A 25,001-nucleotide genomic window follows, 5' to 3' on the forward strand; every position below is an offset into this window, starting at 1 on the left:
CCCCCCCCCCCCCCCCCCCCCGGCCCCGCCCCCCCCCCCCCCCCCACCCCCCCCGCCCCCCGCCCCCCACCCCGCCGCCCGCGGCCGCCCCCGACGTCACCTACGCGGTGGTCCCCGCCGGTCCGAACGGCACCAGCGCCACGGCCGGGGCGTTCCTCCTCGCCCGCGACCTGGTCGCGGGCTACGCCAAGGACCTCGGCTACGACTCCGCCGACGACGCCCTGGCCGCGGTGACGCGCGAGGTCCGCGGCGCCGACCTGGCCGGCGTCCGCTACGAGCGGCTGTTCGACTACCTGGCCGACCAGCCCGGCATGGCCGAGCACGGCTTCCAGATCCTGCTCGCCGACTACGTCACGACCGAGGACGGCACCGGCGTGGTGCACCAGGCCCCGGCCTACGGCGAGGTCGACCAGGAGACCTGCGAGGCGGTCGGCATCCCGACGGTGCTGAGCGTCGACGAGGGCGGGAGGTTCACCTCCCTCGTGCCGGACTTCGAGGGCCAGCAGGTCTTCGAGGCGAACAAGCCGATCACCCAGCGGCTGCGCGCCGACGGCCGGCTGCTGCGCCAGGCGTCGTACGTGCACTCCTACCCGCACTGCTGGCGCTGCCGGAGGCCGCTGATCTACAAGGCCGTGTCGTCCTGGTTCGTGAAGGTGACCGCGTTCCGCGACCGGATGGTGGAGCTCAACCAGGACATCTCCTGGGTGCCGGAGCACATCCAGGACGGGCAGTTCGGCAACTGGCTGGCTAACGCCCGCGACTGGTCCGTGTCGCGCAACCGGTACTGGGGCACGCCGATCCCGGTGTGGGTGAGCGACGACCCGGCGCACCCGCGCATCGACGTCTACGGCTCGTTCGCCGAGCTGGAGGCCGACTTCGGCCGGCTGCCGCTGAACGACGCCGGCGAGCCCGACCTGCACCGGCCGTTCATCGACGAGCTGACGCGCCCGAACCCGGACGACCCGACCGGCCGCAGCACCATGCGCCGGATCCCGGACGTGCTGGACGTGTGGTTCGACTCCGGGTCGATGCCGTTCGCCCAGGTGCACTACCCGTTCGAGAACGCCGACTGGTTCGAGCACCACTACCCGGGCGACTTCATCACGGAATACATCGGGCAGACCCGCGGCTGGTTCTACCTGCTGCACGTGCTGGCGACGGCGCTGTTCGACCGCCCGGCGTTCCGCACGTCCGTCTCGCACGGCATCGTGCTGGGCTCGGACGGCCGCAAGATGAGCAAGTCGCTGCGGAACTACCCGGACGTCAACGAGGTGTTCGACCGCGACGGCTCGGACGCGATGCGCTGGTTCCTCATGGCGTCGCCGATCCTGCGCGGCGGCAACCTGGTGGTCACGGAGGAGGGCATCCGCTCGGAGGTCCGCCAGGTGCTGCTCCCGCTGTGGAGCACCTGGTACTTCTTCGCGCTGTACGCGAACGCGGCGAACGACGGGGCCGGCCTCACCGCCGGCCGGGTCACGCCCGACACCCCGGTCACCACCATGGACCGGTACGTGCTGGCCCGGACCCGGAAGCTGGTCGAGACGGTGACCGCGCAGCTCGACGCGTACGACGTGCCGGGCGCCTGCGAGACCGTCCGCGTCCACCTGGACCTGCTGACCAACTGGTACGTCCGCACGCAGCGCGACCGGTTCTGGTCGGAGGACGCCGCGGCGTTCGACACGCTGTGGACGTCGCTCGAGACGCTGACCCGCGTGATGGCGCCGCTGGCCCCGCTGCTCTCCGAGGAGGTGTGGCGCGGCCTGACCGGCGACCGCTCGGTGCACCTGACCGACTGGCCGACGCTCGGCGACGGCTCGGCGGACGACCGGGCGCTCCCGGCCGACGACGACCTGGTCGCGGCGGTCGACGGCGTGCGGGAGGCGGTGTCGGCGGCGCTGGCGCTGCGCAAGGCCAACGGCCTGCGCGTCCGCCAGCCGCTCAACGAGCTGCGCGTCGCCACGGCGACGCCCGAGGCGCTGGCCCCGTTCGCGGACCTGCTCGCGGCCGAGCTCAACGTCAAGCACGTCGCGCTCTCGACGGTCGAGGAGGCCGCCGCCGGCGGCGTCGCGGTCCGCAGCAACCTCGCGGTCAACGCCCGCGCCGCCGGCCCGCGCCTGGGCCGCGGGGTCCAGGCCGTGATCCGCGCCGCGAAGGCCGGGGACTGGTCGACCGACGCCGAGGGCACGGTGGTCGTGCGCACCGACGACGGCGACGTCCCGATGCAGCCGGCGGAGTACGAGCTGACCACGACCATCGACGTCACGACGGCCGAGGGCGAGGCCCCGACGCTGGCCGCGGGCGTGCTGCCCTCAGGCGGGTTCGTGGTGCTGGACCTGGCGCTGGACGAGGCGCTGCTCGCCGAGGGCTATGCCCGCGACGTGGTCCGCGCGGTGCAGGACGCCCGCAAGGCGGCCGACCTGGTGGTCACCGACCGGATCCGGCTCACGCTGGGCGTCCCCGCCGAGCACCGCGCGGCGGTCGACGCGCACCGGGAGTTCATCGCGCGGGAGACGCTGGCCACGGAGGTGGTCGTCGAGGACTCGGGCGCCGAGCTCACCGTCGGCGTCGAGCGGGTGGACGCCTGATGGCCGCGGCGAAGGGCCGCGGGGGAGCGGACCACCAGCGCGACGAGGCCGCCGCGGCGGCCCGGCGCGCCGCCGACGAGGTGTACGCCGGCATCCTCGAGCGGGCGCCCGAGCACGACATCGACCCGACCCTCGACCGGGTCGCGGCGGTGTGCGAGCTGCTCGGCGACCCGCAGAAGGCGTACCGGGTCGTGCACCTCACGGGCACGAACGGCAAGACATCGACGGCGCGCATGGTCGAGCGCCTCGTGCGCGAGCACGGCCTGCGCACCGGGCGGTTCACCAGCCCGCACCTGCACCGGGTGACCGAGCGCATCGCCATCGACGGGGAGCCGATCTCCGACGAGGCGTTCGTCGCCACCTGGCAGGACGTCGCGCCGTACGTGCACATGGTCGACGTGCGGGAGCAGGAGGCCGGCCGTCCGCGGCTCAGCTTCTTCGAGGTGTTCACCGTGATGGCTTATTCGGCGTTCGCGGACGCGCCGGTGGACGTCGCGGTGGTCGAGGTCGGGATGGGCGGCCGCTGGGACGCGACGAACGTCGCCGACGGCGAGGTCGCGGTCATCACGCCGGTCGCCTACGACCACGAGCGCTGGCTCGGGCACACTCTCGTCGAGATCGCGGGGGAGAAGTCCGGGATCGTCAAGGACGGCGCCACCCTCGTGCTGTCGACGCAGGAGGAGGACGCCGAGGGCGTCATCCTGCACGCCGCCGCGGAGCACGGGGCGCGGGTGGTCCGCGAGGGCGTCGACATCGACGTGGTGGACCGGCAGGTCGCCGTCGGCGGGCAGCTGCTCACGCTGCGCGGCACCGGCGGCGTCTACACCGACGTGTTCCTGCCGCTGCACGGAGAGCACCAGGCGCACAACGCGCTCGCGGCGCTCGCGGCCGTCGAGGCGCTGATCGCGGGCGGCGGGGCGCTGGACGGGTCGGTGGTCGAGGTGGCGTTCGCCGACGTCGACTCGCCGGGCCGCCTGGAGCTGGTCCGGTCCAGCCCGACCGTCCTGGTCGACGGGGCGCACAACCCGGCGGGGGCCGAGGCGCTGGTCGCGGCCGTCGAGGAGGCGTTCCACTTCCAGCGGGTCGTGGGGGTCGTCGGTGTGATGGCGGACAAGGACCCGGAGAACATCCTCGCGGTGCTCGAGCCCGTGCTGGCCGAGATCGTCGTCACCCGGGCGTCGAACCCGCGCGCGATGGAGGTCGACGACCTGGCCGAGGTCGCGATCGACGTGTTCGGCGAGGACCGGGTGCACGTGCGGGAGCGGCTGGACGACGCCGTGACCCTCGCGGCCGACCTGGCGGAGCAGGAGGTCGACCGCGGCGCGGCCGTCCTGGTGACCGGCTCGATCTTCCTCGTGGCGGAGGCGCGCGTCCTCACGGGCCGCGCCTGACGACCCGCCGCGCGGCGGGCAGACGGGACCGACGGCGGGGGTGCACGAACGTGCACCCCCGCCGCACGTCTCACCCTTGACGCCCTGCGACCAGCGCGGCGAGTGTGGGCTCAGCCGCGGCGAGGGCGCCGGGGCGCCGGGTGCCGGGAAGGAAGCATCGCCGTGAAGAAGCTCATCAACGACCCCCAGTCCGTCGTCGCCGAGTCGGTGGAGGGCTTCGGCCTGGCGCACGCCGACGTCGTCGAGGTGCACACCGACCCCCTGTTCGTCGTCCGCGCCGGGGGTGCCGTCAGCGGCAAGGTCGGCCTCGTCTCCGGCGGCGGCAGCGGGCACGAGCCGCTGCACGCCGGGTTCGTCGGCGACGGCATGCTCGACGCGGCCGTGCCGGGCGCCATGTTCACCTCGCCCACCCCGGACCAGATCGCCCCCGCGTTCGCCGCGGCCGACGGCGGTGCGGGCGTGCTGGCGATCGTGAAGAACTACACCGGCGACGTGCTCAACTTCGAGACCGCCGCCGAGCTGGCCGACGCGGACGACCTGACGGTCCGGACCGTGGTCGTGAACGACGACGTGGCCGTCGAGGACTCGCTGTACACCGCCGGGCGCCGCGGCGTCGCGGGCACCGTCGCGGTCGAGAAGATCGCCGGCGCGGCCGCCGCCCGGGGCGACGACCTGGACTCCGTCGTCGCGGTCGCCGAGAAGGTCGTGGCGAACGTGCGGTCCATGGGCGTCGCGCTCACCGCCTGCACCGTCCCGCACGCCGGCAAGCCGTCCTTCGACCTGCCCGAGGACGAGATCGAGATCGGCATCGGCATCCACGGCGAGCCCGGCCGGCGCCGGATCAAGGCCGCCCCCGCGGACGAGATCACCGAGATGCTGCTGACACCCGTGGCGGACGACCTGGCGCTGGCGTCGGGGGAGCAGGTGCTCCTGTTCGTCAACGGCATGGGCGGCACGCCGCAGTCCGAGCTCTACGTCGTCTATCGTCAGGCACGCAGGCTGCTCGAGGGCCGCGGGGTCCAGGTGACCCGGTCGCTCGTGGGCAACTATGTGACATCACTGGAGATGCAGGGCGCCTCGGTCACTGTCCTCCGGTTGGACGACGAGCTCACCGCGCTCTGGGACGCGCCGGTGCGCACGGCCGCGCTGCACTGGTAGCCGGCCCGCCGCCCTCCCGGCGGCGTGGCCGCGGGCTCGACGGCGGAGGTGGGAACGCGACATGACGGGGTCTCTGGATGCGGGCTGGGCGGTCGCCTGGGTGCGTCGCACGGCGCAGGTGGTGACCGAGCACCGGGACGAGCTCATCGAGCTCGACCGGCAGATCGGCGACGGGGACCACGGCGAGAACCTCACGCGGGGGTTCACCGCCGTGCTGGCCAAGCTGGACGCGCTCGACGCGCCGCCCGGCGACGTCGGCGCGGTGCTCAAGCTCGTCGCCACGACCCTCATGTCCACCGTGGGCGGCGCCGCGGGCCCGCTCTACGGCACGGCCTACCTGCGCGCCGCGAAGGTCACCGGGCTGCCCGAGCTGGACAGCGCGGCCGTCGTGGCGATGCTCGAGGCCGGGCTGGAGGGCATCGTCGTGCGCGGCAAGGCCACCACGGGGGAGAAGACCATGGTCGACGCGTGGAGCCCGGCGGTCGAGGCCGCGGTCGCCGCCGCGGACGCCGGCGCCTCCCCGGCCGCGGTGCTGGCCGCGGCGGCGGAGGCGGCGCGAGGCGGCGCGGAGGCCACGATCCCGCTGGTCGCGACGAAGGGCCGCGCGTCCTACCTCGGCGAGCGCTCGGCCGGGCACCAGGACCCGGGGGCCACGTCGACGGCGCTGATCCTCGAGGCGGCGGCGTCCACGGCCCAGGCGGCGGCGTGAGCACCGCGCCGGTCGCCCTCGTCCTGGTCTCGCACTCGGCGACGCTGGCCGAGGGCGTCCGGGAGCTGGCCGCGCAGATGGCGCCGGACGTGCTGATCATCGCCGCGGGCGGCGACGGCGCCGGCGGGCTCGGCACGAGCTTCGACCTGGTCGAGCAGGCGCTCGGCGAGGCCACCGCGGACGGCCGGTCCGCCGTGGTGCTCACGGACCTCGGCTCGGCGGTGCTCACCACGGAGTCCGTGCTGGAGCTGCTCGACGAGGACGTCGCCGCCCGGGTGCACCTGGCGGACGCGCCGTTCGTGGAGGCGGCCGTGGCCGCGGGCGTCACCGCCGCCGGCGGCGCGCCGGTGGGCGAGGTGCTCGGTGCCGCCGTCGCCGCCGGGGCGGGGTTCCCGCACGCGGCCGGGGCGGGGGAGGTCGAGCCGGCGGCCGAGGCGGCCCCGGCGGCGGCCGTCCCCGAACCGCACCACGCGGGGGGCACCGCCGCCCCGATCACCGCGCACGTGGTGGTGCGCAACCCGATGGGCCTGCACGCCCGCCCCGCGGCGGTGCTCGCGCGGATGATGGCCGGCTTCGACGCCGCCGTGCAGGTGGACGGCGTGAACGGGGCGAGCGTGCTCGAGCTCATGCAGCTCGGCGCGACGCAGGGCCGGACGCTCGAGGTGTCGGCGACCGGCCCGCAGGCCCGGGTCGCGGTGGACGCGTTCGTCGGCGCGGTCGAGGAGGGCTTCGGCGAGGTGTGACGGCCCTCGCACCACGGTTGCCCTGGACAACCCTTCACGTTCTGCAATAATGCAGAGCGTGCAAGAAGTCGCGGAGTCCGAGGGGCTGCGGGCGCGCAAGAAGCGCGCCCGCCTGGAGGCGTTCGTCGACGCCACCCACCGGCTCGCCGCGGAGCAGGGGCTCGACCGGGTCACGGTGGAGGCCATCTGCGCCGAGGTCGGCGTCAGCGTGCGCACGTTCTTCAACTACTTCGAGTCCAAGGACGACGCCGTGCTCGGCATGGAGCACTGGCGCCTCGACCCCGTCGCCGCGGACGCCTTCGCCGGCGGCGGCCCCACCGGCGACCTGCTCGCGGACATGCAGGCGCTCACGGCCAGCGCCCTCGACCACCCGCCGCTCGGCAAGGAGCGGATGGAGCGGGCGTTCGAGCTCGCCAAGGGTCACCCGGAGCTCATGCTCCGCGCCTACACGCACGTCCAGGGCCTGCACGACGAGATCGGGGCCCTCGTCCGGCGCCGGCTGGGCGACGCGGCCGACGAGTCGGCGGTCGCCCTGGTCGGCACCCTGCTGCTCGGCCTCGCGCACGCGACGTTCGTGCGCTGGGACTCGGCCGGCGCGACCGGCGACGTCCAGGACCACCTGCCGTCGGTCGTCGCGGACCTCACCGCGATCTTCTCCCGCACCACCTGATCCGCGACGCGCCCCCGCGCGCCGCACCCGCACCCGCACCCCGCCGACGACGGCGCCGCCCGCCGCGACCCGGCGCGGCGGCCCGCGGCGGTCCCACGCACGAGAACGGACGGAACCATGGCCACCGCCGCCCCCGCCCCCGACAAGCCCCTGGTGGAGCTGAACCAGCGCACCGTGTGGCTCATCTTCGGGGCCCTGCTCGCCAGCATGCTGCTGTCGTCGCTCGACCAGTCCATCGTCGGCACCGCGATGCCCACCATCGTCGGCGAGCTCAACGGCGTCGAGCACCAGGGCTGGGTCGTCACGATCTACATCCTGGCGATCGCCATCGTCATGCCGCTGTACGGCAAGTTCGGCGACCTGTGGGGGCGGCGCTGGCCGTTCCTCGTCGCGATCAGCCTGTTCACGCTCGCGTCCGCCGGCGCCGGCTTCGCGCAGACCTTCCACGAGCTGGTCATCTGGCGCGGCGTCCAGGGCCTCGGCGGCGGCGGCCTGATCATCCTGTCCCAGGCGATCATCGCCGACATCGTGCCCGCCAAGGAGCGCGGCAAGTACATGGGCCCGATGGGCGCGCTGTTCGGCGTCTCCGCGGTGGCCGGCCCGCTGCTGGGCGGCCTGTTCACCGACCACGCCGACTGGCGCTGGTGCTTCTGGATCAACATCCCGATCGGCATCGCCGCGCTGATCACCGCCTGGTTCACGCTCAAGCTGCCCAGCCACCGCTCGAACCGCCCGCTCGACGTCGCCGGCATCGTCCTGCTCACCCTGGCCACCTCCGGCCTGGTGCTCGTCACCTCGTGGACCTCGCTGTCCGGCGAGGGCGGCTACGACTGGTCCGACCCGCGCCTCGTCGGCCTGCTGGTCGGCACCCTGGCCGCCGCCGTGGCGTTCGTGCTCGTCGAGCTGCGTGCCGCCGAGCCGATCCTGCCGCTGCGCCTGTTCAAGAACCCCACGTTCACGCTGGCCACCGGCATCGGCCTGGTCATCGGCATGGGCATGTTCGCGTCGCTCGCGTTCCTGCCGACCTTCCTGCAGATGTCGACGGGCTCCGGCGTGACCGAGTCCGGCCTGCTCATGCTGCCGATGACGGTCGGCGTCATGCTGACCTCGATCGCCTCCGGCCTGGCGATCACCAAGACGGGGAAGTACAAGGCGTTCCCCATCACCGGCATGGCGATCACGACTCTCGGCCTGGCGTGGCTCACCACCATCACCGGCGACATGTCGATGGTGCTGTTCGGCGCGATGATCTTCGCGCTCGGCGCGGGCCTCGGCCTGGTCATGCAGACGGTCGTCCTGGCCGTGCAGAACTCGGTCGACCCGCACGAGCTCGGCACCGCCACCTCCGCGAACAACTTCTTCCGCGAGATCGGCGCCGCGGTGGGCACGGCGCTGTTCTCCACGATCTTCACCACCCGGCTGTCCGAGCGGCTGGAGTCCGTGTTCGCGGGCGCGGGCTCGGCGGGGATCGACACCGGCGGCTCCGCCGAGTCGCTGACCCCGGCCCTGGTGTCCCAGCTGCCCGAGCCGCTGCACGACGGCGTGGTCACCGCGTACACCGAGGCGCTCGCCCCGGCGTTCTGGTACCTGGTGCCGCTGCTGGCGGTCGGCTTCGTGCTCACGCTGTTCCTGCGCGAGGTGAAGCTCTCCGACGTCGCCGGCATGGTGGCGCGCGGCGAGGCGACCGCGGCGGCCCCCGCCGCGCCGGCGACCGTCTCGGCCGGCGTCGGTGCCACGGGCGCGACCCCGGGCGAGGCCGCCTCCGCCCCGGGTGGGGCCCCGGACCACGGCTCCGCCGACGACCGCAGGTAGCCTTCCCGCGTGAACTCACCCCACGACATCGCTCGCTGCGCTCCCGATCTCGCGGGGACCCCGAGATGAGCATGCACTCCAGCCGGCCCGTGCGCCAGAAGCGCCCCGCCAAGCCCCAGTTCACCTCGATGATCCTGGTCCTCGAGGGCGTGCTGGTGCTGTTCGCGGCGCTGACGGCGTACGGGCTGGCGCAGGCCGGCGTCATCGCGGCCTCGCCGGCGGTGCTGTGGACCGTCGCGGGCGTGCTGTTCGTCGTGCTCGTCGTGCTGTCCCGGCTGGTCACCGCGCCGGGCGGCTACGTCGCCGGGTCGGTCGCCCAGGTGGTCGTGATCGCCTGCGGGTTCGTGATCCCGCTGATGTTCGCGCTCGGCCTCCTCTTCGCGGTGCTCTGGTTCGTGTCCCTGCGCCTCGGCGCCCGGATCGACCGGGAGCGGGCGGCGTTCGACGCCGAGTACCCGGACCAGACCCCGCAGGGCGGCCTCCCGCCCCGCGCCCAGGACCCGCCCGCCGCGCCCGACGCGCCGAGATAGGACCTCCGCGCCGAGATAGGACCTCTCGAGGCCCTATCTCGGCGGGACCGCCCTATCTCGGCGTGACGGGTTCGTTAGGGTTCGGGGCATGAGCGACATCCAGCGCACCCTCGTCCTGGTCAAGCCCGACGGCGTCGGCCGCGGACTCTCCGGCGAGGTCCTCCGCCGCATCGAGGCCAAGGGCTACACCCTCGTGGCCGTCGAGCTCCGCACCGCCGACGACGCCCTGCTCCAGCAGCACTACGCCGAGCACCAGGGCAAGCCGTTCTTCCAGCCGCTCGTCGACTTCATGAAGTCCGGCCCGGTCCTGGCCGTCGTGGCCGAGGGCCACCGCGTCATCGAGGGCTTCCGGTCCCTGGCCGGCGCCACCGAGCCCACCACCGCCGCGCCCGGCACCATCCGCGGCGACCTCGGGCGCGACTGGGGCCTCAAGGTCACCCAGAACCTCGTGCACGGCTCGGACTCGGAGGAGTCGGCCGCCCGCGAGATCGCCCTCTGGTTCCCGGCCCTGGCGGCCTGACCCACCACCTCCCGGGGCACGGGCCGCAGCCGCACTAGGCTGCGGCCCGTGCACCTGAAGACGCTCACCCTGCGCGGGTTCAAGTCGTTCGCCTCGGCGACGACGCTGAACCTGGAGCCCGGGGTGACCTGCGTCGTCGGGCCGAACGGCTCCGGCAAGTCCAACGTCGTCGACGCGCTCGCCTGGGTGATGGGGGAGCAGGGCGCCAAGTCGCTGCGCGGCGGCAAGATGGAGGACGTCATCTTCGCCGGCACCTCCGGCCGCCCGCCGCTGGGCCGGGCCGAGGTCGCGCTCACGATCGACAACACGGACGGCGCGCTGCCGATCGAGTACACCGAGGTCACGATCTCGCGGACGCTGTTCCGCAACGGCGGGTCGGAGTACGCGATCAACGGCCGCGCCTGCCGGCTGCTCGACATCCAGGACCTGCTGTCCGACTCCGGGCTCGGCCGCGAGATGCACGTCATCGTCGGCCAGGGGCAGCTCGACGCCGTCCTGCGCGCGACCCCGGAGGAGCGCCGCGGTTTCATCGAGGAGGCCGCGGGCGTCCTCAAGCACCGCAAGCGCAAGGAGAAGGCGCTCCGCAAGCTCGACGCGATGCAGGCGAACCTGACCCGCCTCACGGATCTCACCTCGGAGCTGCGCCGGCAGCTCGGCCCCCTCGGGCGCCAGGCCGAGGTGGCGCGCCGCGCGCAGACCGTGCAGGCCGACCTGCGCGACGCCCGCGCCCGGCTGCTCGCGGACGACCTCGCCCAGCTCACCGCGCAGCTCGAGCAGGAGATCGCGGACGACACCGCCCTGCGCGCCCGCCGCGCCGAGGCGGAGGCGGCCCTGGACGCGGCGCGGCTCCGGCTCGCCGCGCTGGAGCGGGAGGCGGCCGAGGCGGCGCCCGCGCTCGGCGAGGCGTCCGACGTCTGGTACCGGCTGTCGTCGCTGCGCGAGCGGCTGCGCGGGACGGCCTCGCTGGCCGCCGACCGCGCGCGCCTCCTCGGCAGCGCCGGTCCCGAGCCCGCCCGCGGGCAGGACCCGGACGACCTGGAGCGCCAGGCCGAGCGCGTGCGCGCCGCCGAGGCCGAGCTCACCGCCGAGGTGGACGCCGCCCGCGCCGCGCTGGAGGCCGCCCAGGCCGCGCGCCAGGAGGCGGAGGGTGCCGCGGCCGCGGCCGAGAAGGCGCTGGCTACGGTGCTCCGCGGCGCGGCCGACCGCCGCGAGGGTCTGGCCCGGCTGGCGGGCCAGGTCGGCGCGCGCCGCAGCCGGCTGGAGGCGACCGAGGCGGAGATCGGCCGGCTCCGCGAGACGCTGACCGCCGCCGAGCGCCGCGGGCACGAGGCGACCGTCGAGTTCACCGCGCTGGAGACCCGGGTCGCCGGCGTCGAGGAGGGCGAGGAGGACCTGGACGCCGCGCACGAGGCGGCGGCGGAGGCGGTCGGGACCGCCTCGGCCCGGGTCGCCGAGCTCACCGCGCAGCTCACCGAGGCCGAGCGCGAGCGCGCCGCGCTGGAGTCCCGCATCGAGACGCTCGAGCTCAGCCTGACCCGCAAGGACGGGGCGGGCGCGCTGCTCGCCGCCGAGGACCTGGCCGGCGTCGTCGGGTCGGTCGCCGCGCTGCTCGGCGTCGCGGCCGGCGACGAGGACGCGATCGTGGCGGCGCTGGGTGCTTCCGCCGACGCGGTGGCGGTCGACTCGGTCGAGGCCGCGGTGGACGCTATCCGGTGGCTGCGTGAGCAGGACGCCGGGCGGGCCGGGCTCGTCGTGGCCGCGGGGGACGCCGCGGACGCGGGGGCGGAGGACCGGGGGACCGCGCCGGCGGGAGCCGACTGGGCGCTCGACCTCGTCCAGGCCCCGCCCGCCGTCGTCCCCGCCGTGCGCCGCCTGCTGCGCGGCGTCGTCGTGGTCGACGACCTGATCGCCGCGCGCGGCGTGCTGCGGGACCGTCCCGACCTGGTCGTCGCGACCCGTGCGGGCGACCTGCTCGCCGCGCACCGGGCGTCCGGCGGCTCGGCCACCGCTCCGAGCGCCCTGCACCTGCAGTCGGCGCTGGACGACGCGCGGCAGGGCGCGGAGGACGCGACGGCCCGCGCGGAGCAGGCGCGGTTCGCCCTGGTCGGGGCGCGGGAGGCCGAGGAGGCCGCCCGCGCCGAGTACCAGCGCACCCTCGACCAGCTCAACGAGTCCGACGCCGCGCTCGCCGCCGTCGCCGAGCAGCTCGGGCACCTGGGCGCGACCGCCCGCGCCGCGCGGAACGAGGCCGAGCGCATCCAGGCGTCGCTGGCCACCGCCGAGCGGACCCTCGCCGACGGCGCCGCGGAGCTGGCCGAGCTGACCGCGCGGCTGGCCGCCGCCGAGGCCGAGCCCGCCGACACCGACGCCGCGATCGAGGAGCGCACGCAGGAGCGGGACGCCGCCAACGCCGCGGCGACCGCGGCACGCGCCAGGGAGACCGAGGCGCGGCTCAGCCTGCGCACCGCCGAGGAGCGGGCGCGGGCGCTGTCCGGCCGCGCCGAGTCGCTGGACCGCGCCGCGCGCACCGAGCGCGCCGCGCGCGAGCGGGCCGCCGAGCGGGAGCGCGCCCGCGCCCGGCAGGCCGCGGTCGCCACCGCCGTGGCCCTGGGCGCGACGCAGGCGCTCGGCGCGATCGAGCACGCCCTCCAGCGGGCCGCCGACGAGCGGGACGCCGCCGAGGCCGCGCGCGCCGAGCGGGAGACCGCGCTGTCGGCGGTGCGGTCGCGGGTCGACGAGACCCAGCGCGAGGTGGCCCGGCTCACCGACGCCGCGCACCGCGACGAGGTGCTGCGCGCCGAGCAGCGGCTGCGGGTCGAGCAGCTGCAGGTGCGGGCCGTCGAGGACCTGGGCATCGACCCGGCGGTGCTGGTCGAGGAGTTCGGTCCGCACCGGGCGGTGCCGGTGCTGACCCCGCCGGGCGCGCCGGGGGCCGCCGACGACGAGGACGCGGGCCCCCGCGAGGTGCCGTACGTCCGCGCCGAGCAGGAGAAGCGGCTCAAGGCCGCCGAGCGCGCGCTGTCCCAGCTCGGCCGGGTCAACCCGCTGGCGCTGGAGGAGTTCGCGGCGCTCGAGGAGCGGCACAAGTTCCTGGTCGAGCAGCTCGCCGACCTCAAGAAGTCGCGCGCCGACCTGCTGGAGATCGTCAAGGACATCGACGAGCGGGTCGAGCGGGTGTTCGCCGACGCCTACCGGGACACCGCCGAGCAGTTCGACCGGGTGTTCCCGCGGCTGTTCCCCGGCGGCGAGGGGCGGCTGGTGCTGACCGACCCGTCGGACATGCTCACCACCGGCATCGAGGTCGAGGCCCGGCCCGCCGGCAAGAAGGTCAAGCGCCTCTCCCTGCTGTCCGGCGGCGAGCGGTCGCTGACGGCCGTGGCGCTGCTGGTGTCGATCTTCAAGGCCCGGCCCAGCCCGTTCTACGTGATGGACGAGGTCGAGGCGGCGCTGGACGACGCCAACCTCGGCCGCCTGCTGGAGATCTTCCGCGAGCTCCAGGAGGACTCCCAGCTCATCGTCGTGACGCACCAGAAGCGCACGATGGAGATCGCCGACGCGCTGTACGGCGTGACCATGCGCGGCGACGGCGTGACGACCGTCATCTCCCAGCGGCTGCGCGACGAGGTGCCCGCCTGACGGTGTGAAGATCGCGTGCGGGTTCGCGGGCGATGCGGGCGCCTCCCGGGCCGGGCCGGGGGTGGCGGCGGACAATGGGCCCCATGGGCGGCTATCTCGTGGTGATCGGGCTGGCGCTCGTCGCTGCCATCGGCGTGATCGTCCTGGCGAACGCGGCGGGTGACGGGGGCACGGACCTGCGCACGTTCTGGTCCGACCTGCGCAGCGGGCTGCGCCGGCGCCGGCGCGGCGACGACGAGGCCCCGGTGGTCGACGAGGGCGAGCCCGTCGACGTGCCGTTCGACCAGCTGTTCGCCGAGGCGTCCCAGCCCGACGACGGCTACCTGCAGCTCGACGAGCTCGCGGAGATGCTGGAGCGCACGGGTGAGCGTGCCGCACGGCTGCGCGAGCACCTGCCGTACCCGCGCGCCGCGGCGGGGGAGCCCGCCGCGCGGGTGGTCGTGCAGGACCGGGTGCCCGCGCCGGCGCCCGGCGCGGTCGCGCCCGACGCCGTCCACGCGCCGCGCGCCCCCCGGGTGCCCCGCCGCAGCGGTCACGTGCCCGTGCGCACCGTCGCCGCCACCGCCGCGCCCTCGCGCCCCGCCGCGGCCGCCACGGCCGCCGGCCCGGCGGCTCCGCCGTCGGTGCCGCCGCAGCGCGGCGACGCCTGACCCACCGCGTCCCGGCGGCCCGGCCGCGCCGCGCCCGGCCCGCGCGCCTGACAGACTGTGCCGGTGGACTCGAACGACCTCCTGAACCTGCTCCTCGTCGGCGTGCCCGCCCTCGCGATCCTGGGCGGCGGCGCTGCCGTCCTCCAGCGGCGGCGCTCCGCGGGCGACCGCGACCGCGAGCGCCCCGGGGGCGGCACCGGCACGTCGACCCTGGAGCGCCCGGCCGCGGGGGCGCCCGAGGCGGAGCCCGGCACCGCGGCGCCCGAGGCGCCGACGGCCCCCGGGGCCCCCGCGCCCGAGGACGCCGCGACCGCCCCCGCGCTCGAGGTCCCCGCCCCGACCGCCGGCCGGCTGACCCGGCTGCGCGACCGGCTGGCGCGCTCCGGCTCGCCGCTCGGCGCCCGCATGCTGCAGGTGCTGTCCCGCGACCACCTGGCCGAGGACGACTGGGACGAGCTCGAGGAGACGCTGCTCCTCGCCGACGTCGGTGCCGGGCCGTCCCAGGACCTCGTCGAGGCGATCCGCACCCAGGCCCGGGTCCAGGGCCTCAAGGACCCCGCGCAGGTGCGGGCGCTCCTGCGCGAGCAGCTGCTCGCGCTCGTCGACCCGTCGCTCGACCGTTCGCTGCGCACCGCCCCGCAGACCGGCGAGGACGGCGTCACCGTCCCGGCCGTCGTGCTGGTCGTGGGCGTCAACGGCACCGGCAAGACCACCACCGTCGGCAAGCTGTCGCGCGTGCTGGTGGCCGACGGCCGCACGGTGCTGCTGGGGGCGGCGGACACGTTCCGCGCCGCCGCCGCCGACCAGCTCGAGACGTGGGGCTCGCGCGTCGGCGTGCGCACCGTCCGCTCCGACCGCGACGGCGCCGACCCGGCGTCGGTCGCGTTCGAGGCCGTCCGCGAGGGCGCCGCCGAGGGCGTCGACGTGGTGCTGGTGGACACCGCCGGCCGCCTGCAGAACAAGGCCGGCCTCATGGACGAGCTCGGCAAGATCACCCGCGTCATCACGCGCACCGCGCCGCTGTCGGAGGTGCTGCTGGTCCTCGACGCGACCACGGGGCAGAACGGCATGAACCAGGCGCGGGTCTTCGCGGAGGTCGCCGGGGTCACCGGCATCGTGCTCACCAAGCTCGACGGCACCGCCAAGGGCGGCATCGTGGTGGCCGTGCAGCGCGAGCTCGGGGTGCCGGTGAAGCTCGTCGGCCTCGGCGAGGGCCCGGACGACCTCGCGCCGTTCGACCCGGAGGAGTTCGTCGACGGCATCCTCGGGTGACGTCGTGACCGCCCGCTGAGACGCGGGCCGCTCGGCAACAGAACTGTTACGCCCGCAGGCGCCCCGTCACACCGGTGTAACACCGGCGGCGCCGTCGCGAAACGCCTCGCCAGGACGCTGGTCACCGATCCGGCCACCGGGCCGACGACCCGAAAGGCGACCTGCATGGAAGAGTTCGCGCTCGACAGCGGCAATACCGCGTGGATGCTCATGTCCGCGTCCCTGGTGCTCCTGATGACGCCCGGCCTGGCGTTCTTCTACGGCGGCATGGTGCGTGGCAAGAGCGTGCTGAACATGATGATGATGAGCTTCGGGGCGATCGGCCTCGTCGGAGTCATCTGGGTGCTGTACGGCTACTCCGGCGTGTTCGGCTCCGACGTCGCGGGCCTGTTCGGCAACCCGTTCGACTGGTTCGGCCTGTCCGGCATGACCGACCAGGACAGCCTCATGTTCGGCATGGGCGTCCCCGCGCTCGTGGCCGTCGGCTACCAGGCGACGTTCGCCATCATCACGGTCGCCCTCATCTCCGGCGCCATCGCCGACCGCACGCGGTTCGGCACCTGGATGGCCTTCGTGGGCGTGTGGGTCACCGTCGTCTACGTCCCGCTCGCCCACATGGTCTGGGGCGGCGGCGCGCTCGGCGCCGACGGCATCACCTCCGGCCTGTCGACCCCGATCGACTTCGCGGGCGGCACGGTCGTCCACATCAACGCCGGTGTCGCGGGCCTGGTGCTCGCCCTGGTGATCGGCAAGCGCAAGGGTTTCGGCTCCGAGCCGATGCGCCCGCACAACCTGCCGTTCGTCATGCTGGGTGCCGCGCTGCTGTGGTTCGGCTGGTTCGGCTTCAACGCCGGCTCCGAGTTCGGCGCCGACGCGGTCTCCGGCCGCGCCTGGCTCAACACGCTGGTCGCCACCGCGGTCGCGATCCTCGCCTGGCTCGTCACGGAGAAGATCCGCGACGGCCACGCCACCTCGCTGGGCGCCGCGTCCGGCGTCGTCGCCGGCCTGGTCGCGATCACGCCCGCCGCGGCGGCCGTGGACACCTACGGCGCCATGGCGATCGGCCTCGTCGCCGGTGTGCTCTGCGCCCTGGCGGTCGGCCTCAAGTACCGGTTCGGCTACGACGACTCGCTCGACGTCGTCGGCGTGCACCTGGTCGGCGGCCTCGTCGGCACCGTCCTGATCGGCCTGTTCGCGACCGACGGCAACTCCGCCTGGTACCCGGACGGCGCGCTCAACGGCCTGTTCTACGGCGGTGGCGTGACCCAGCTGCTCACGCAGATCATCGTGGCGGTCGCCGCGGTCGTCTTCTCCGGCCTGGCGACCCTGGTCATCGCGATCATCCTCAAGGCCACCATGGGCTGGCGGGTCAGCGAGGAGGCCGAGGTCGGCGGCATCGACCTCGCCGTGCACGGTGAGACGGCTTACGAGACGCTGGGCGGCGCCCGCGTGGTGACGGAGGTGAAGGCATGACGAAGCTCGTGACGGCGGTCATCCAGCCGCATCGGCTCGACGACGTGAAGTCCGCCCTCGAGGCGGCGGGGGTCCGTGGCCTGACGGTGAGCGAGGCGAGCGGCTACGGCCGGCAGCGCGGCCACACCGAGGTGTACCGGGGCGCCGAGTACACGGTGGACCTGGTCCCGAAGGTGAAGATCGACGTCCTGGTGACGGACGAGGACACCCCGGGCGTGGTCGAGGTGATCGTGAAGGCCGCGCAGACCGGCAAGATCGGTGACGGCAAGGTCTGGGTCGTCCCGGTCGAGGACGTCGCCCGGGTGCGCACCGGCGAGCACGGCCCCGACGCGCTCTGAATGGCTGAACTGCCCGAGGTCCCGCACCCCCGCGATCCGGTGGGGGTGCGGGACCTCCGACATGAGCGGCTCGACCTGGCCGCGCGGCTGTCGGGGCCCGACGCCGACGGCGCCGAGCGCCGCACGGCCGTGTCCGACCTCGTGCTCCGGCGCCTCGCCGAGCTCTGGGACACCGCCACCGAGGGCCGCGAGACGCCGGGCATCGGTCTCGGCGCGGTCGGCAGCGTGGGCCGCGGCGACGCCAGCCCGGCGAGCGACCTCGACCTGCTCCTGGTGCACGACGGGCGCGGGCACTCCGCCGAGGAGCTCGCCCGGCTCGCCGACCGGCTCTGGTACCCGGTGTGGGACGCGGGGCTCGACCTCGACCACTCGGTGCGGTCCCTCGCCCAGTGCCGGCAGGTCGCGTCGAAGGACCTGCCGGCCGCGGTCGGCCTGCTCGACCTGCGGCCGGTCGCCGGCGACCCCGGCATCGTGCACCGGGCCCGCTCCGCGCTGCTCGCCGACTGGCGGTCCGCCGCGCGGCGGCGGCTGCCCGAGCTGCTGGCGTCCACCCGGCAGCGCGCCGAGCGGCACGGCGAGCTCGCGTACCTGATCGAGCCGGACCTCAAGGAGGCCCGCGGCGGGATCCGGGACGCGGTCGTGCTGTCCGCGCTCGCCGCCACCTGGCTCACCGACCGGCCGCACGGCGCGGTCGACCGCGCGCACGCGCATCTGCTCGACGTCCGGGACGCCGTGCAGACCGTCAGCCGGCGGCACACCAACCGGCTGATCCTGGCCGACCAGGACGAGGTCGCCGAGCTGCTGGGCGTGGGGGACCGGGACGACCTGCTGGCGAGCCTGGCCGAGGCCGGTCGCGTCGTCTCCTACGCGCTGGACAGCACCGCCCGCAACGCCCGGCAGGCGCTCGCCCGCCCGGCGCGCCGGCCGGTGCTCGTGCGCGGGCGGCGCACCCCGCCGCGGCTGCGGACCGTCGCCGAGGGTCTGGTCGAGCACGACGGCGAGCTGGTGCTCGCGGCCGACGCCCAGCCGGGCAGCGACCCGCTGCTGTCCCTGCGCGCCGCCGCGACCGCCGCGCGCACCGGGCTGACGCTGTCGCCGATCACCGTGACCAGCCTGGAGCGCACGCCCGCGCTGCCGGTGCCGTGGCCGCGGCCCGCGCGGACGCTGCTGGTGCAGCTGCTCGCCACGGGTCCCGCGCAGGTGCCCGTCTGGGAGGCGCTCGACCTCGCCGGGGTGGTCACCACCTGGATCCCGGAGTGGGCGGGCGTGCGGAACCGCCCGCAGCGCTCGCCGATCCACCGGCACACCGTCGACCGGCACCTCGTCGAGGCCGCCGCGCGCGCCGCGGGGCTGCGCCGGACCGTCGAGCGGCCGGAGGTGCTGCTCGTCGCGGCGCTGCTGCACGACATCGGCAAGCGGGCCGGCGCCGGGGACCACTCGGTGGAGGGCGCGCGCCTCGCCGGGCCGATCGTCGCGCGGATGGGGTTCGCGGCCGAGGACGCCGCCGACGTCGCGCGGCTGGTCGCCGAGCACCTGACGCTGTCCGAGCTCGCGACCGGGTCCGACCCCGACGACCCCGCGACCGTGGACGCCCTGCTCGCGGCCGTCGACCACCGGCCGGACCTGCTGGCGCTGCTGCGGGCGCTCACCGAGGCCGACGCGTCGTCCGCCGGGCCGACCGCGTGGACCGCGTGGCGGGCCCAGCTCGTCGACGACCTCGTGGCGCGGGCGTCGGCCCGGCTGGCGGGTACCCTGGGACGTCCCTGACCGCCGAGAGAGCGTGAGGATCGCGCGGTGTTCGCCACCCTGTCCGACCGACTGACGTCGACCTTCAAGAACCTGCGCTCCAAGGGGCGGCTGTCCGAGGCGGACATCGACGCCACGGTGCGCGAGATCCGTCGCGCCCTGCTGGACGCCGACGTCGCCGTGCCCGTGGTCCGCCAGTTCACCGGCGCCGTGCGGGAGCGGGCGCTGTCCGCCGAGGTCTCCGGCGCGCTCAACCCGGCGCAGCAGGTCGTCAAGATCGTCAACGACGAGCTGGTGGCGATCCTGGGCGGCCAGAACCGGCCGCTGCACCTGGCGAAGAACCCGCCGAGCGTCATCCTGCTCGCGGGCCTCCAGGGTGCGGGCAAGACGACCCTCGCCGGCAAGCTCGCGCTGCACCTCAAGTCGCAGGGCCACACCCCGCTGCTGGTCGCCGCCGACCTGCAGCGGCCCAACGCCGTCACCCAGCTCCAGGTCGTCGGCGAGCGCGCCGGGGTGCCGGTGTTCGCGCCGCACCCGGGCAACCAGGGCTCCGAGCTCGACGTCGTCGCCGGCGCCGACCCCGTCGCCGTCGCCCGCGAGGGCCTGGCCACCGCGCGGGCGCGCCAGCACGACGTGCTCATCGTCGACACCGCCGGCCGCCTCGGCGTGGACGCCGAGCTCATGCGGCAGGCGGCGGACATCCGCGACGCCGTCGACCCCGACGAGATCCTGTTCGTCATCGACGCGATGATCGGTCAGGACGCCGTCGCGACCGCCACCGCGTTCCAGGAGGGCGTCGGGTTCACCGGCGTCGTGCTGTCGAAGCTCGACGGCGACGCCCGCGGTGGCGCCGCTCTGTCGGTCGCCTCGGTCACCGGCCGGCCGATCCTGTTCGCCTCGACCGGCGAGAAGCTCACCGACTTCGAGGTGTTCCACCCCGACCGGATGGCGTCCCGCATCCTCGACATGGGTGACGTGCTCACCCTCATCGAGCAGGCGGAGAAGGCGTTCGACGCCGAGCAGGCCGAGGAGATGGCGGGCAAGCTCGCTTCCGGCCAGGGCTTCACGCTCGCGGACTTCCTGCAGCAGATGCAGCAGCTCAAGAACATGGGCTCGATGAAGAAGATGCTCGGCATGCTCCCCGGCATGGGGCAGATGCGCGAGGCGATCGAGAACTTCGACGAGCGCGAGGTCGACCGGGTCGAGGCGATCATCCGCTCCATGACGCCGGCCGAGCGGGACAACCCGAAGATCATCAACGGCTCGCGCCGCTCGCGCATCGCCCGCGGCTCCGGCGTCGAGGTCTCCGACGTCAACGGCCTGCTCGAGCGGTTCGCCGCGGCGCAGAAGATGATGCAGCAGATGGCCAAGGGCGGCGGCATGCCGATCCCCGGCATGGGCAACCTGCCGGGGACGGGCAAGAAGGGCCGCGGCCGCGTCGCGGCGCCGTCCAAGAAGGTCAAGGGCAGGTCCGGCAACCCCGCCAAGCGCGCGCAGCAGGAGAAGGCCGCCGCCGACCGCGCCGCGGGCATCGCGCCGGCCGCCGCGCCCGCCGCGAAGGGCTCGGCGTTCGGCATCGGCGGCGGCGCCCCGCAGCAGCAGCCGGACCAGTTCGACCCGTCGAGCATCGAGGACCTGCAGAAGTTCCTCGGCCGCTGACGGCCGCGGACCCGGGTCGCGCGAGGGGGCGTGGATGGGGGACGTGCTGCACCTGACCGGCCCGGTCGTCCTGGACGACGACCGGGTCGTCGCCGAGGCCTGGGTCGTGGGCGGGCGGCTGACCTTCGACCGGCCCGGCGGCGACGCCACCCGGGTCGACGGCTGGGTCGTGCCCGGGCTGGTCGACGTGCACTGCCACATCGGCCTGGCCGCCGAGGGGGCCGTCGACCGGGCGGCGTCCGAGGCGCAGGCCCGGGCCGACCGGGACGCCGGGGTGCTGCTGGTCCGGGATGCGGGCTCGCCCGCCGACACCGGGTGGGTGCACCAGCGCAAGGACCTGCCGCGGCTGATCCGCGCGGGGCGGCACCTCGCGCTGCCGAAGCGGTACCTGCGGCACTACGGGCGGGAGCTCGCGTCCGCCGACGAGCTGCCGGGCGCCGTGGCCGAGGAGGCCGCGCGCGGCGACGGCTGGGTCAAGATCGTCGCGGACTGGATCGACCGGGACCTCGGGGCCGACGGCGACCTCCGGCCGCTGTGGCCGGACGACGTGCTCGCGTCCGCGGTGCGGACCGCGCACGAGGCGGGCGCGAGGGTCACGGCGCACACCTTCTCCGCCGAGGCGCTGGACGGACTGCTGGACGCGGGCGTCGACTGCCTGGAGCACGCCACGGGCGCGGAGGACCGGCACATCGCCCGGATCGCGGCGGCCGGCATCCCGGTGACGGCGACGCTGCTGCAGGTGGCGCAGTTCGGGGAGATCGCGGGGCGCGCCGAGAAGTACCCGGTGTACGCGGCCCGGATGCGCCGCATGCACGCGCGCCGGTACGCGCACGTCCGCGACCTGCACGACGCCGGGGTGCCGATCCTGGTCGGGACCGACGCCGGGGGCACGATCGGGCACGGGCGGATCGCGGACGAGGCGGCCGAGCTGGTCGCGGCGGGCCTGCCCGCGCGCGAGGTGGTCGCGGCGGCGTCGTGGCGGACCCGGGCGTGGCTCGGGGTGCCGGGGCTCGCCGAGGGGGAGAGCGCGGACCTCGTGGTGTACGGCGCGGACCCGCGGGCGGACGTCCGGGTGCTCGCGGCGCCGAGGGCCGTGGTGCTGCGCGGGGCGCGGGTGGCGTAGGGCGTCCGGCGGGGCGGGCGCGGGTGCGCGGGCCCGGCCGGCGTGCGGGGTCGCGCGGCTGGCGTGCGCGGCCCCGCCGTCGCGGCTCAGGCGGGCGCGGCGCCCTGCGCCACCTGGAGCACGCGCGTCCGGGCGTGCGCGTCCAGGTCGTCCGTGATCGGGCGCCCGTCGAGCCAGCAGCGGACCGCGTGCGCCAGCTCCTCCGGGTGGCTGTAGTTCATCGCGTGCGCCGCGCCGAGGATCACGGCCACCGTCAGGTGCCCCGGTCCGAGGTGCGCCAGCTCGCGGACCCGGTAGGGCGGCGGCATGAGCGGATCGCGCGACCCGATCACCGCGAGGGTCGGCACCGGCGTGCGCAGCAGCCGCTCCAGGGCCGGGAAGTGCACCATCTCCCGGAACGCGGCCAGCGCCGGCAGAGCGCCGTAGTGGGCGTAGTCCGGCAGCGAGTACCGGCCCATCCGCGGGTCCTCCCGCACGGCGTCCCGGAGCAGCTGGACCACCGCGCGGGCCAGCGGCTGGTTGTGCGCGCCGCCGGCGGGGGAGGCCAGCACGATCCCCGCGACCCGGTCCGGCGCCTGGTGCGCGGCCTCCAGGCTGACCGGGCCGCCCATCGAGTTGCCGACCAGCACCACGCGGTCCAGGTCCAGCGCGTCGAGGGTGCCGAGCAGAGCGTCCGCGAGGTGCGGGATCGACAGCGGCGGACGCGGGCCCGGGCTGGCGCCGTGGCCCGGGAGGTCGGGGACGTAGGTCGTCCCGCGGTCGGCGAGGGCCGCGGCGGTCGGGAGCAGGTACCGGCCGGACACCGCGAAGCCGTGCACGTGCACCAGGGGCGTCGCCCCGGCGACGCCCGGGCCGACGCGCACCGTGAGCGGGCGCCCGGCGACGTCCACCGCGCGCAGCTCCCAGTGGACCCCGGCCATGCCGTCGATCGTGGCAGGGTGCGGGGGGCGGGCGACGCACCCGGCGCGGGTGACCCTGCGCCGGCACGCCGTCCGGGCGGGGGCGGGTACGTGCCGGAAAGGTGCCTTTTGCGAATGTGGACACAACGGCGTTGACCGGACCGCCCGCGACGCATAAATTCCATTGTGAGCCGACGGGGCGACGGCGGCTCGGGGGGGCCTCGGATCGGTTCGAGGAGGAGTCGTGAGAAGGTCCCGTCATCTCGTGATCGTCGCTGCCTCTCTGGTCGCCGCGATGGGCATCGCGCCCGGCGCCGCCGCGTCCGCCGTCGTGGGCGACGAGCGGTCGCCCGGGTGGCGCGAGCTCCCGGTGTCCGTGGCGAACCCCGACGTACCGCTCGCGGTGATCGAGCAGCTGCCGGAGGTGGTCCAGCAGTCGCAGGTCGTCATCGACGACGGCTTCGTGCCGGGCTCGCCGATCGTCTACCCGGACGGGACGCCAGTCGAAGGGCAGGGTCCGAAGGTGGTCGCGCGGATCGCCGAGGCGCGCGCGGACTGCGGTGGCAGGGCCACCGGTTCCGGCCTCGGCTCGTGGGGCGCCGAGAGCACGTGCGGCGTGGCGGTCTTCGGGTCGCCCGGATATGTGCGCGTCTATTCCTGGTGGGTGCCGATGACCGTTTCGGCGAAGGCCTGTGCGCAGGGTCGTGGATTCAACTCCCAAGGGGTCCGGACGTGGTACGGGCTCGGGGTGTGCGGTTCGTCGCACTACAACTTCGGTGTGCCGTGGGGCAACATCCTCTCGAACCCCTCGGTGCGGGTGAAGTCGATGTCGCCGCCGTCGGGGGTCACCGTGGACTGGTCGTCGTGATTCTCGTCCGGCGGCCGACCTCGCCCTGGCTCCGCATGCTCCGGACCGGGCTGGTCGTCCTCCTGGGTTCCGCCGCGGCGCAGGTGATCGTCAGCGAGCTGATCTGGGCGAACGGCGTCCACGTCCCCCGGATCGCCGCGTCCCTGGTGTCACCGCTCCTCACGGCCGGGTTCGTCGCCGGCGCGACCCTCGTCGCCGGCGCTTACGGCCTGCGGGAGACGAGCCGCACGGCGTCGCGCCACGGGGTCGACCGGACCGAGCAGGAGTGACCCGAGGGCGACACGGGACCGGTGCGGGCGGGGGTCGCCCGCACCGGTTCCGGTCTGGCACAATGGCCTGCTGTACTCGGCGCGCGCGGCCCCTCTACCCGCTCGATGCCGTGTCCTCAGGCCCGACCGGACCGCATGCCCCACGTGCGAACCGCGACGGCCGCCTCGCAGACATCCAGGAGAAGACCACACCGTGGCCACCAAGATCCGCCTCAAGCGTCTCGGCAAGATCCGGGCGCCGTACTACCGCGTCGTCGTCGCGGACTCCCGCACCAAGCGTGACGGTCGCGTCATCGAGGAGATCGGCAAGTACCACCCGACCGAGGAGCCGTCGCTCATCGACATCTCCTCGGAGCGCGCGCAGTACTGGCTGTCCGTCGGCGCCCAGCCGACCGAGCAGGTCCTCGCCCTCCTCAAGGTCACCGGCGACTGGCAGAAGTTCAAGGGCCTGCCGGGCGCCGAGGGCACCCTGCGCACCAAGGCCGCCCCGGCCGACGTGAAGGCCGCTGTCGACGCCGTCGCCGCGGACGCCGAGAAGGCCAAGGCCAAGGCGTCCGAGAAGAAGGCCGCCGCCCCCGAGGCCCCGGCCGCCGACGAGGCGCCGGCCGAGGACGAGCAGGCCTGATGCTCGCCGACGCGCTGGAGCACCTGGTCCGGGGCATCGTCGACCACCCGGACGACGTGCGGGTCGACGCCCGCACGCTCCGCCGCGGCGACCTGCTCGAGGTCCGGGTGCACCCGGACGACCTCGGGCGGGTCATCGGCCGCGGCGGCCGGACCGCCCGCGCGCTGCGCACCGTCGTCGGCGCGCTGTCGGCCGAGGGTCCGGTCCGCGTGGACGTCGTGGACGTCGCCCGGCGGTGAGCCGCGCACCCGGTCGGCCCCGCGCCGCCCGGTGAGACACCGGCACAGGCCCGGTCCCGAGCAGGGGCCGGGCCTGTGTCGTACCC

21 protein-coding genes and 1 pseudogene are annotated in these 25,001 nt (G+C 75.2%); 21 read left to right on the forward strand and 1 reads right to left on the reverse strand.

Annotated features, from left to right (window positions below; all coding sequences use genetic code 11):
• Positions 1–80 precede the first annotated feature (80 nt).
• The 17 genes and pseudogenes from MHY85_RS09035 to MHY85_RS09115 all read left to right on the forward strand — a co-directional run.
• Positions 81–2,585 (forward strand): annotated as a pseudogene (locus MHY85_RS09035) (isoleucine--tRNA ligase); the annotation flags it as partial.
• On the forward strand, positions 2,585–3,976 hold the full coding sequence (locus MHY85_RS09040; RefSeq protein ID WP_239195714.1) for a folylpolyglutamate synthase/dihydrofolate synthase family protein: 1,392 nt from the start codon (positions 2,585–2,587) through the stop codon (positions 3,974–3,976). The pseudogene MHY85_RS09035 and the gene MHY85_RS09040, both read left to right, overlap by 1 nt.
• Positions 3,977–4,138: 162 nt before the next feature.
• Entirely contained in the window at positions 4,139–5,134 is a 996-nt protein-coding gene (gene dhaK / locus MHY85_RS09045; RefSeq protein ID WP_239195717.1) for a dihydroxyacetone kinase subunit DhaK, read from the forward strand.
• A gap of 61 nt (positions 5,135–5,195) precedes the next feature.
• Entirely contained in the window at positions 5,196–5,843 is a 648-nt protein-coding gene (dhaL, locus tag MHY85_RS09050) for a dihydroxyacetone kinase subunit DhaL (RefSeq protein ID WP_239195719.1), read from the forward strand.
• Positions 5,840–6,586 carry a dihydroxyacetone kinase phosphoryl donor subunit DhaM gene (gene dhaM, locus MHY85_RS09055; protein WP_239195722.1) on the forward strand — a complete coding sequence of 249 codons (747 nt, stop codon included), beginning with the start codon at positions 5,840–5,842 and terminating at the stop codon, positions 6,584–6,586. The genes dhaL and dhaM overlap by 4 nt, the downstream gene beginning before the upstream one ends.
• A 58-nt stretch (positions 6,587–6,644) precedes the next feature.
• Positions 6,645–7,256, forward strand: a complete 612-nt coding sequence (locus MHY85_RS09060; RefSeq protein WP_239195723.1) for a TetR/AcrR family transcriptional regulator — start codon at positions 6,645–6,647, stop codon at positions 7,254–7,256.
• A gap of 117 nt (positions 7,257–7,373) precedes the next feature.
• Positions 7,374–9,068 carry an MDR family MFS transporter gene (locus MHY85_RS09065; RefSeq protein WP_239195724.1) on the forward strand — a complete coding sequence of 565 codons (1,695 nt, stop codon included), beginning with the start codon at positions 7,374–7,376 and terminating at the stop codon, positions 9,066–9,068.
• Between the two features lie 65 nt (positions 9,069–9,133).
• A complete protein-coding gene (locus MHY85_RS21630) occupies positions 9,134–9,598 on the forward strand; it encodes a DUF4233 domain-containing protein (protein ID WP_304518934.1) in 465 nt (154 codons plus the stop codon).
• 88 nt (positions 9,599–9,686) lie between these two features.
• On the forward strand, positions 9,687–10,118 hold the full coding sequence (ndk, locus tag MHY85_RS09075; RefSeq protein WP_239195726.1) for a nucleoside-diphosphate kinase: 432 nt from the start codon (positions 9,687–9,689) through the stop codon (positions 10,116–10,118).
• 48 nt (positions 10,119–10,166) lie between these two features.
• Positions 10,167–13,754: a chromosome segregation protein SMC gene (smc, locus tag MHY85_RS09080; protein ID WP_239195727.1), complete on the forward strand. Its 3,588-nt coding sequence runs from the start codon at positions 10,167–10,169 to the stop codon at positions 13,752–13,754.
• Between the two features lie 83 nt (positions 13,755–13,837).
• Positions 13,838–14,404: a hypothetical protein gene (locus MHY85_RS09085; RefSeq protein WP_239195728.1), complete on the forward strand. Its 567-nt coding sequence runs from the start codon at positions 13,838–13,840 to the stop codon at positions 14,402–14,404.
• A gap of 63 nt (positions 14,405–14,467) precedes the next feature.
• Positions 14,468–15,676: a signal recognition particle-docking protein FtsY gene (ftsY, locus tag MHY85_RS09090; RefSeq protein WP_239195729.1), complete on the forward strand. Its 1,209-nt coding sequence runs from the start codon at positions 14,468–14,470 to the stop codon at positions 15,674–15,676.
• A 165-nt stretch (positions 15,677–15,841) separates the two neighbouring features.
• The gene (locus tag MHY85_RS09095) at positions 15,842–17,149 is read left to right on the forward strand and encodes an ammonium transporter (protein WP_239195730.1); all 1,308 of its coding nucleotides are present in this window, start codon (positions 15,842–15,844) and stop codon (positions 17,147–17,149) included.
• A complete protein-coding gene (locus MHY85_RS09100; protein WP_239195731.1) occupies positions 17,146–17,487 on the forward strand; it encodes a P-II family nitrogen regulator in 342 nt (113 codons plus the stop codon). Before MHY85_RS09095 ends, MHY85_RS09100 begins: the two co-directional genes overlap by 4 nt.
• A complete protein-coding gene (locus MHY85_RS09105; RefSeq protein ID WP_239195732.1) occupies positions 17,488–19,254 on the forward strand; it encodes a [protein-PII] uridylyltransferase in 1,767 nt (588 codons plus the stop codon).
• Positions 19,255–19,281: 27 nt separating this feature from the next.
• A complete protein-coding gene (gene ffh / locus MHY85_RS09110; RefSeq protein ID WP_239195733.1) occupies positions 19,282–20,892 on the forward strand; it encodes a signal recognition particle protein in 1,611 nt (536 codons plus the stop codon).
• 34 nt (positions 20,893–20,926) lie between these two features.
• The gene (locus MHY85_RS09115) at positions 20,927–22,015 is read left to right on the forward strand and encodes an amidohydrolase family protein (protein WP_239195734.1); all 1,089 of its coding nucleotides are present in this window, start codon (positions 20,927–20,929) and stop codon (positions 22,013–22,015) included.
• 86 nt (positions 22,016–22,101) lie between these two features.
• On the opposite strand, the gene MHY85_RS09120 is transcribed toward MHY85_RS09115, so the two are convergent.
• Positions 22,102–22,935 (reverse strand): alpha/beta fold hydrolase, encoded by an 834-nt coding sequence (locus MHY85_RS09120; protein WP_239195736.1) that lies wholly within the window; start codon positions 22,933–22,935, stop codon positions 22,102–22,104.
• A gap of 382 nt (positions 22,936–23,317) precedes the next feature.
• On the opposite strand from MHY85_RS09120, the gene MHY85_RS09125 reads away from it, so the two are divergent.
• From MHY85_RS09125 to MHY85_RS09140, 4 genes are all read left to right on the forward strand, one after another.
• Positions 23,318–23,782: a hypothetical protein gene (locus tag MHY85_RS09125; RefSeq protein ID WP_239195737.1), complete on the forward strand. Its 465-nt coding sequence runs from the start codon at positions 23,318–23,320 to the stop codon at positions 23,780–23,782.
• Positions 23,779–24,051 carry a hypothetical protein gene (locus tag MHY85_RS09130; RefSeq protein ID WP_239195738.1) on the forward strand — a complete coding sequence of 91 codons (273 nt, stop codon included), beginning with the start codon at positions 23,779–23,781 and terminating at the stop codon, positions 24,049–24,051. Before MHY85_RS09125 ends, MHY85_RS09130 begins: the two co-directional genes overlap by 4 nt.
• 193 nt (positions 24,052–24,244) lie before the next feature.
• Positions 24,245–24,676 (forward strand): 30S ribosomal protein S16, encoded by a 432-nt coding sequence (gene rpsP, locus MHY85_RS09135; protein ID WP_154729711.1) that lies wholly within the window; start codon positions 24,245–24,247, stop codon positions 24,674–24,676.
• Positions 24,676–24,915, forward strand: coding sequence for an RNA-binding protein (locus MHY85_RS09140; RefSeq protein WP_154729712.1), 240 nt, complete (start codon positions 24,676–24,678; stop codon positions 24,913–24,915). Before rpsP ends, MHY85_RS09140 begins: the two co-directional genes overlap by 1 nt.
• Positions 24,916–25,001 lie beyond the last annotated feature (86 nt).

It is taken from the genome of Cellulomonas sp. ACRRI (assembly GCF_022346185.1).
In the GTDB taxonomy this organism is placed as follows: domain Bacteria; phylum Actinomycetota; class Actinomycetes; order Actinomycetales; family Cellulomonadaceae; genus Cellulomonas.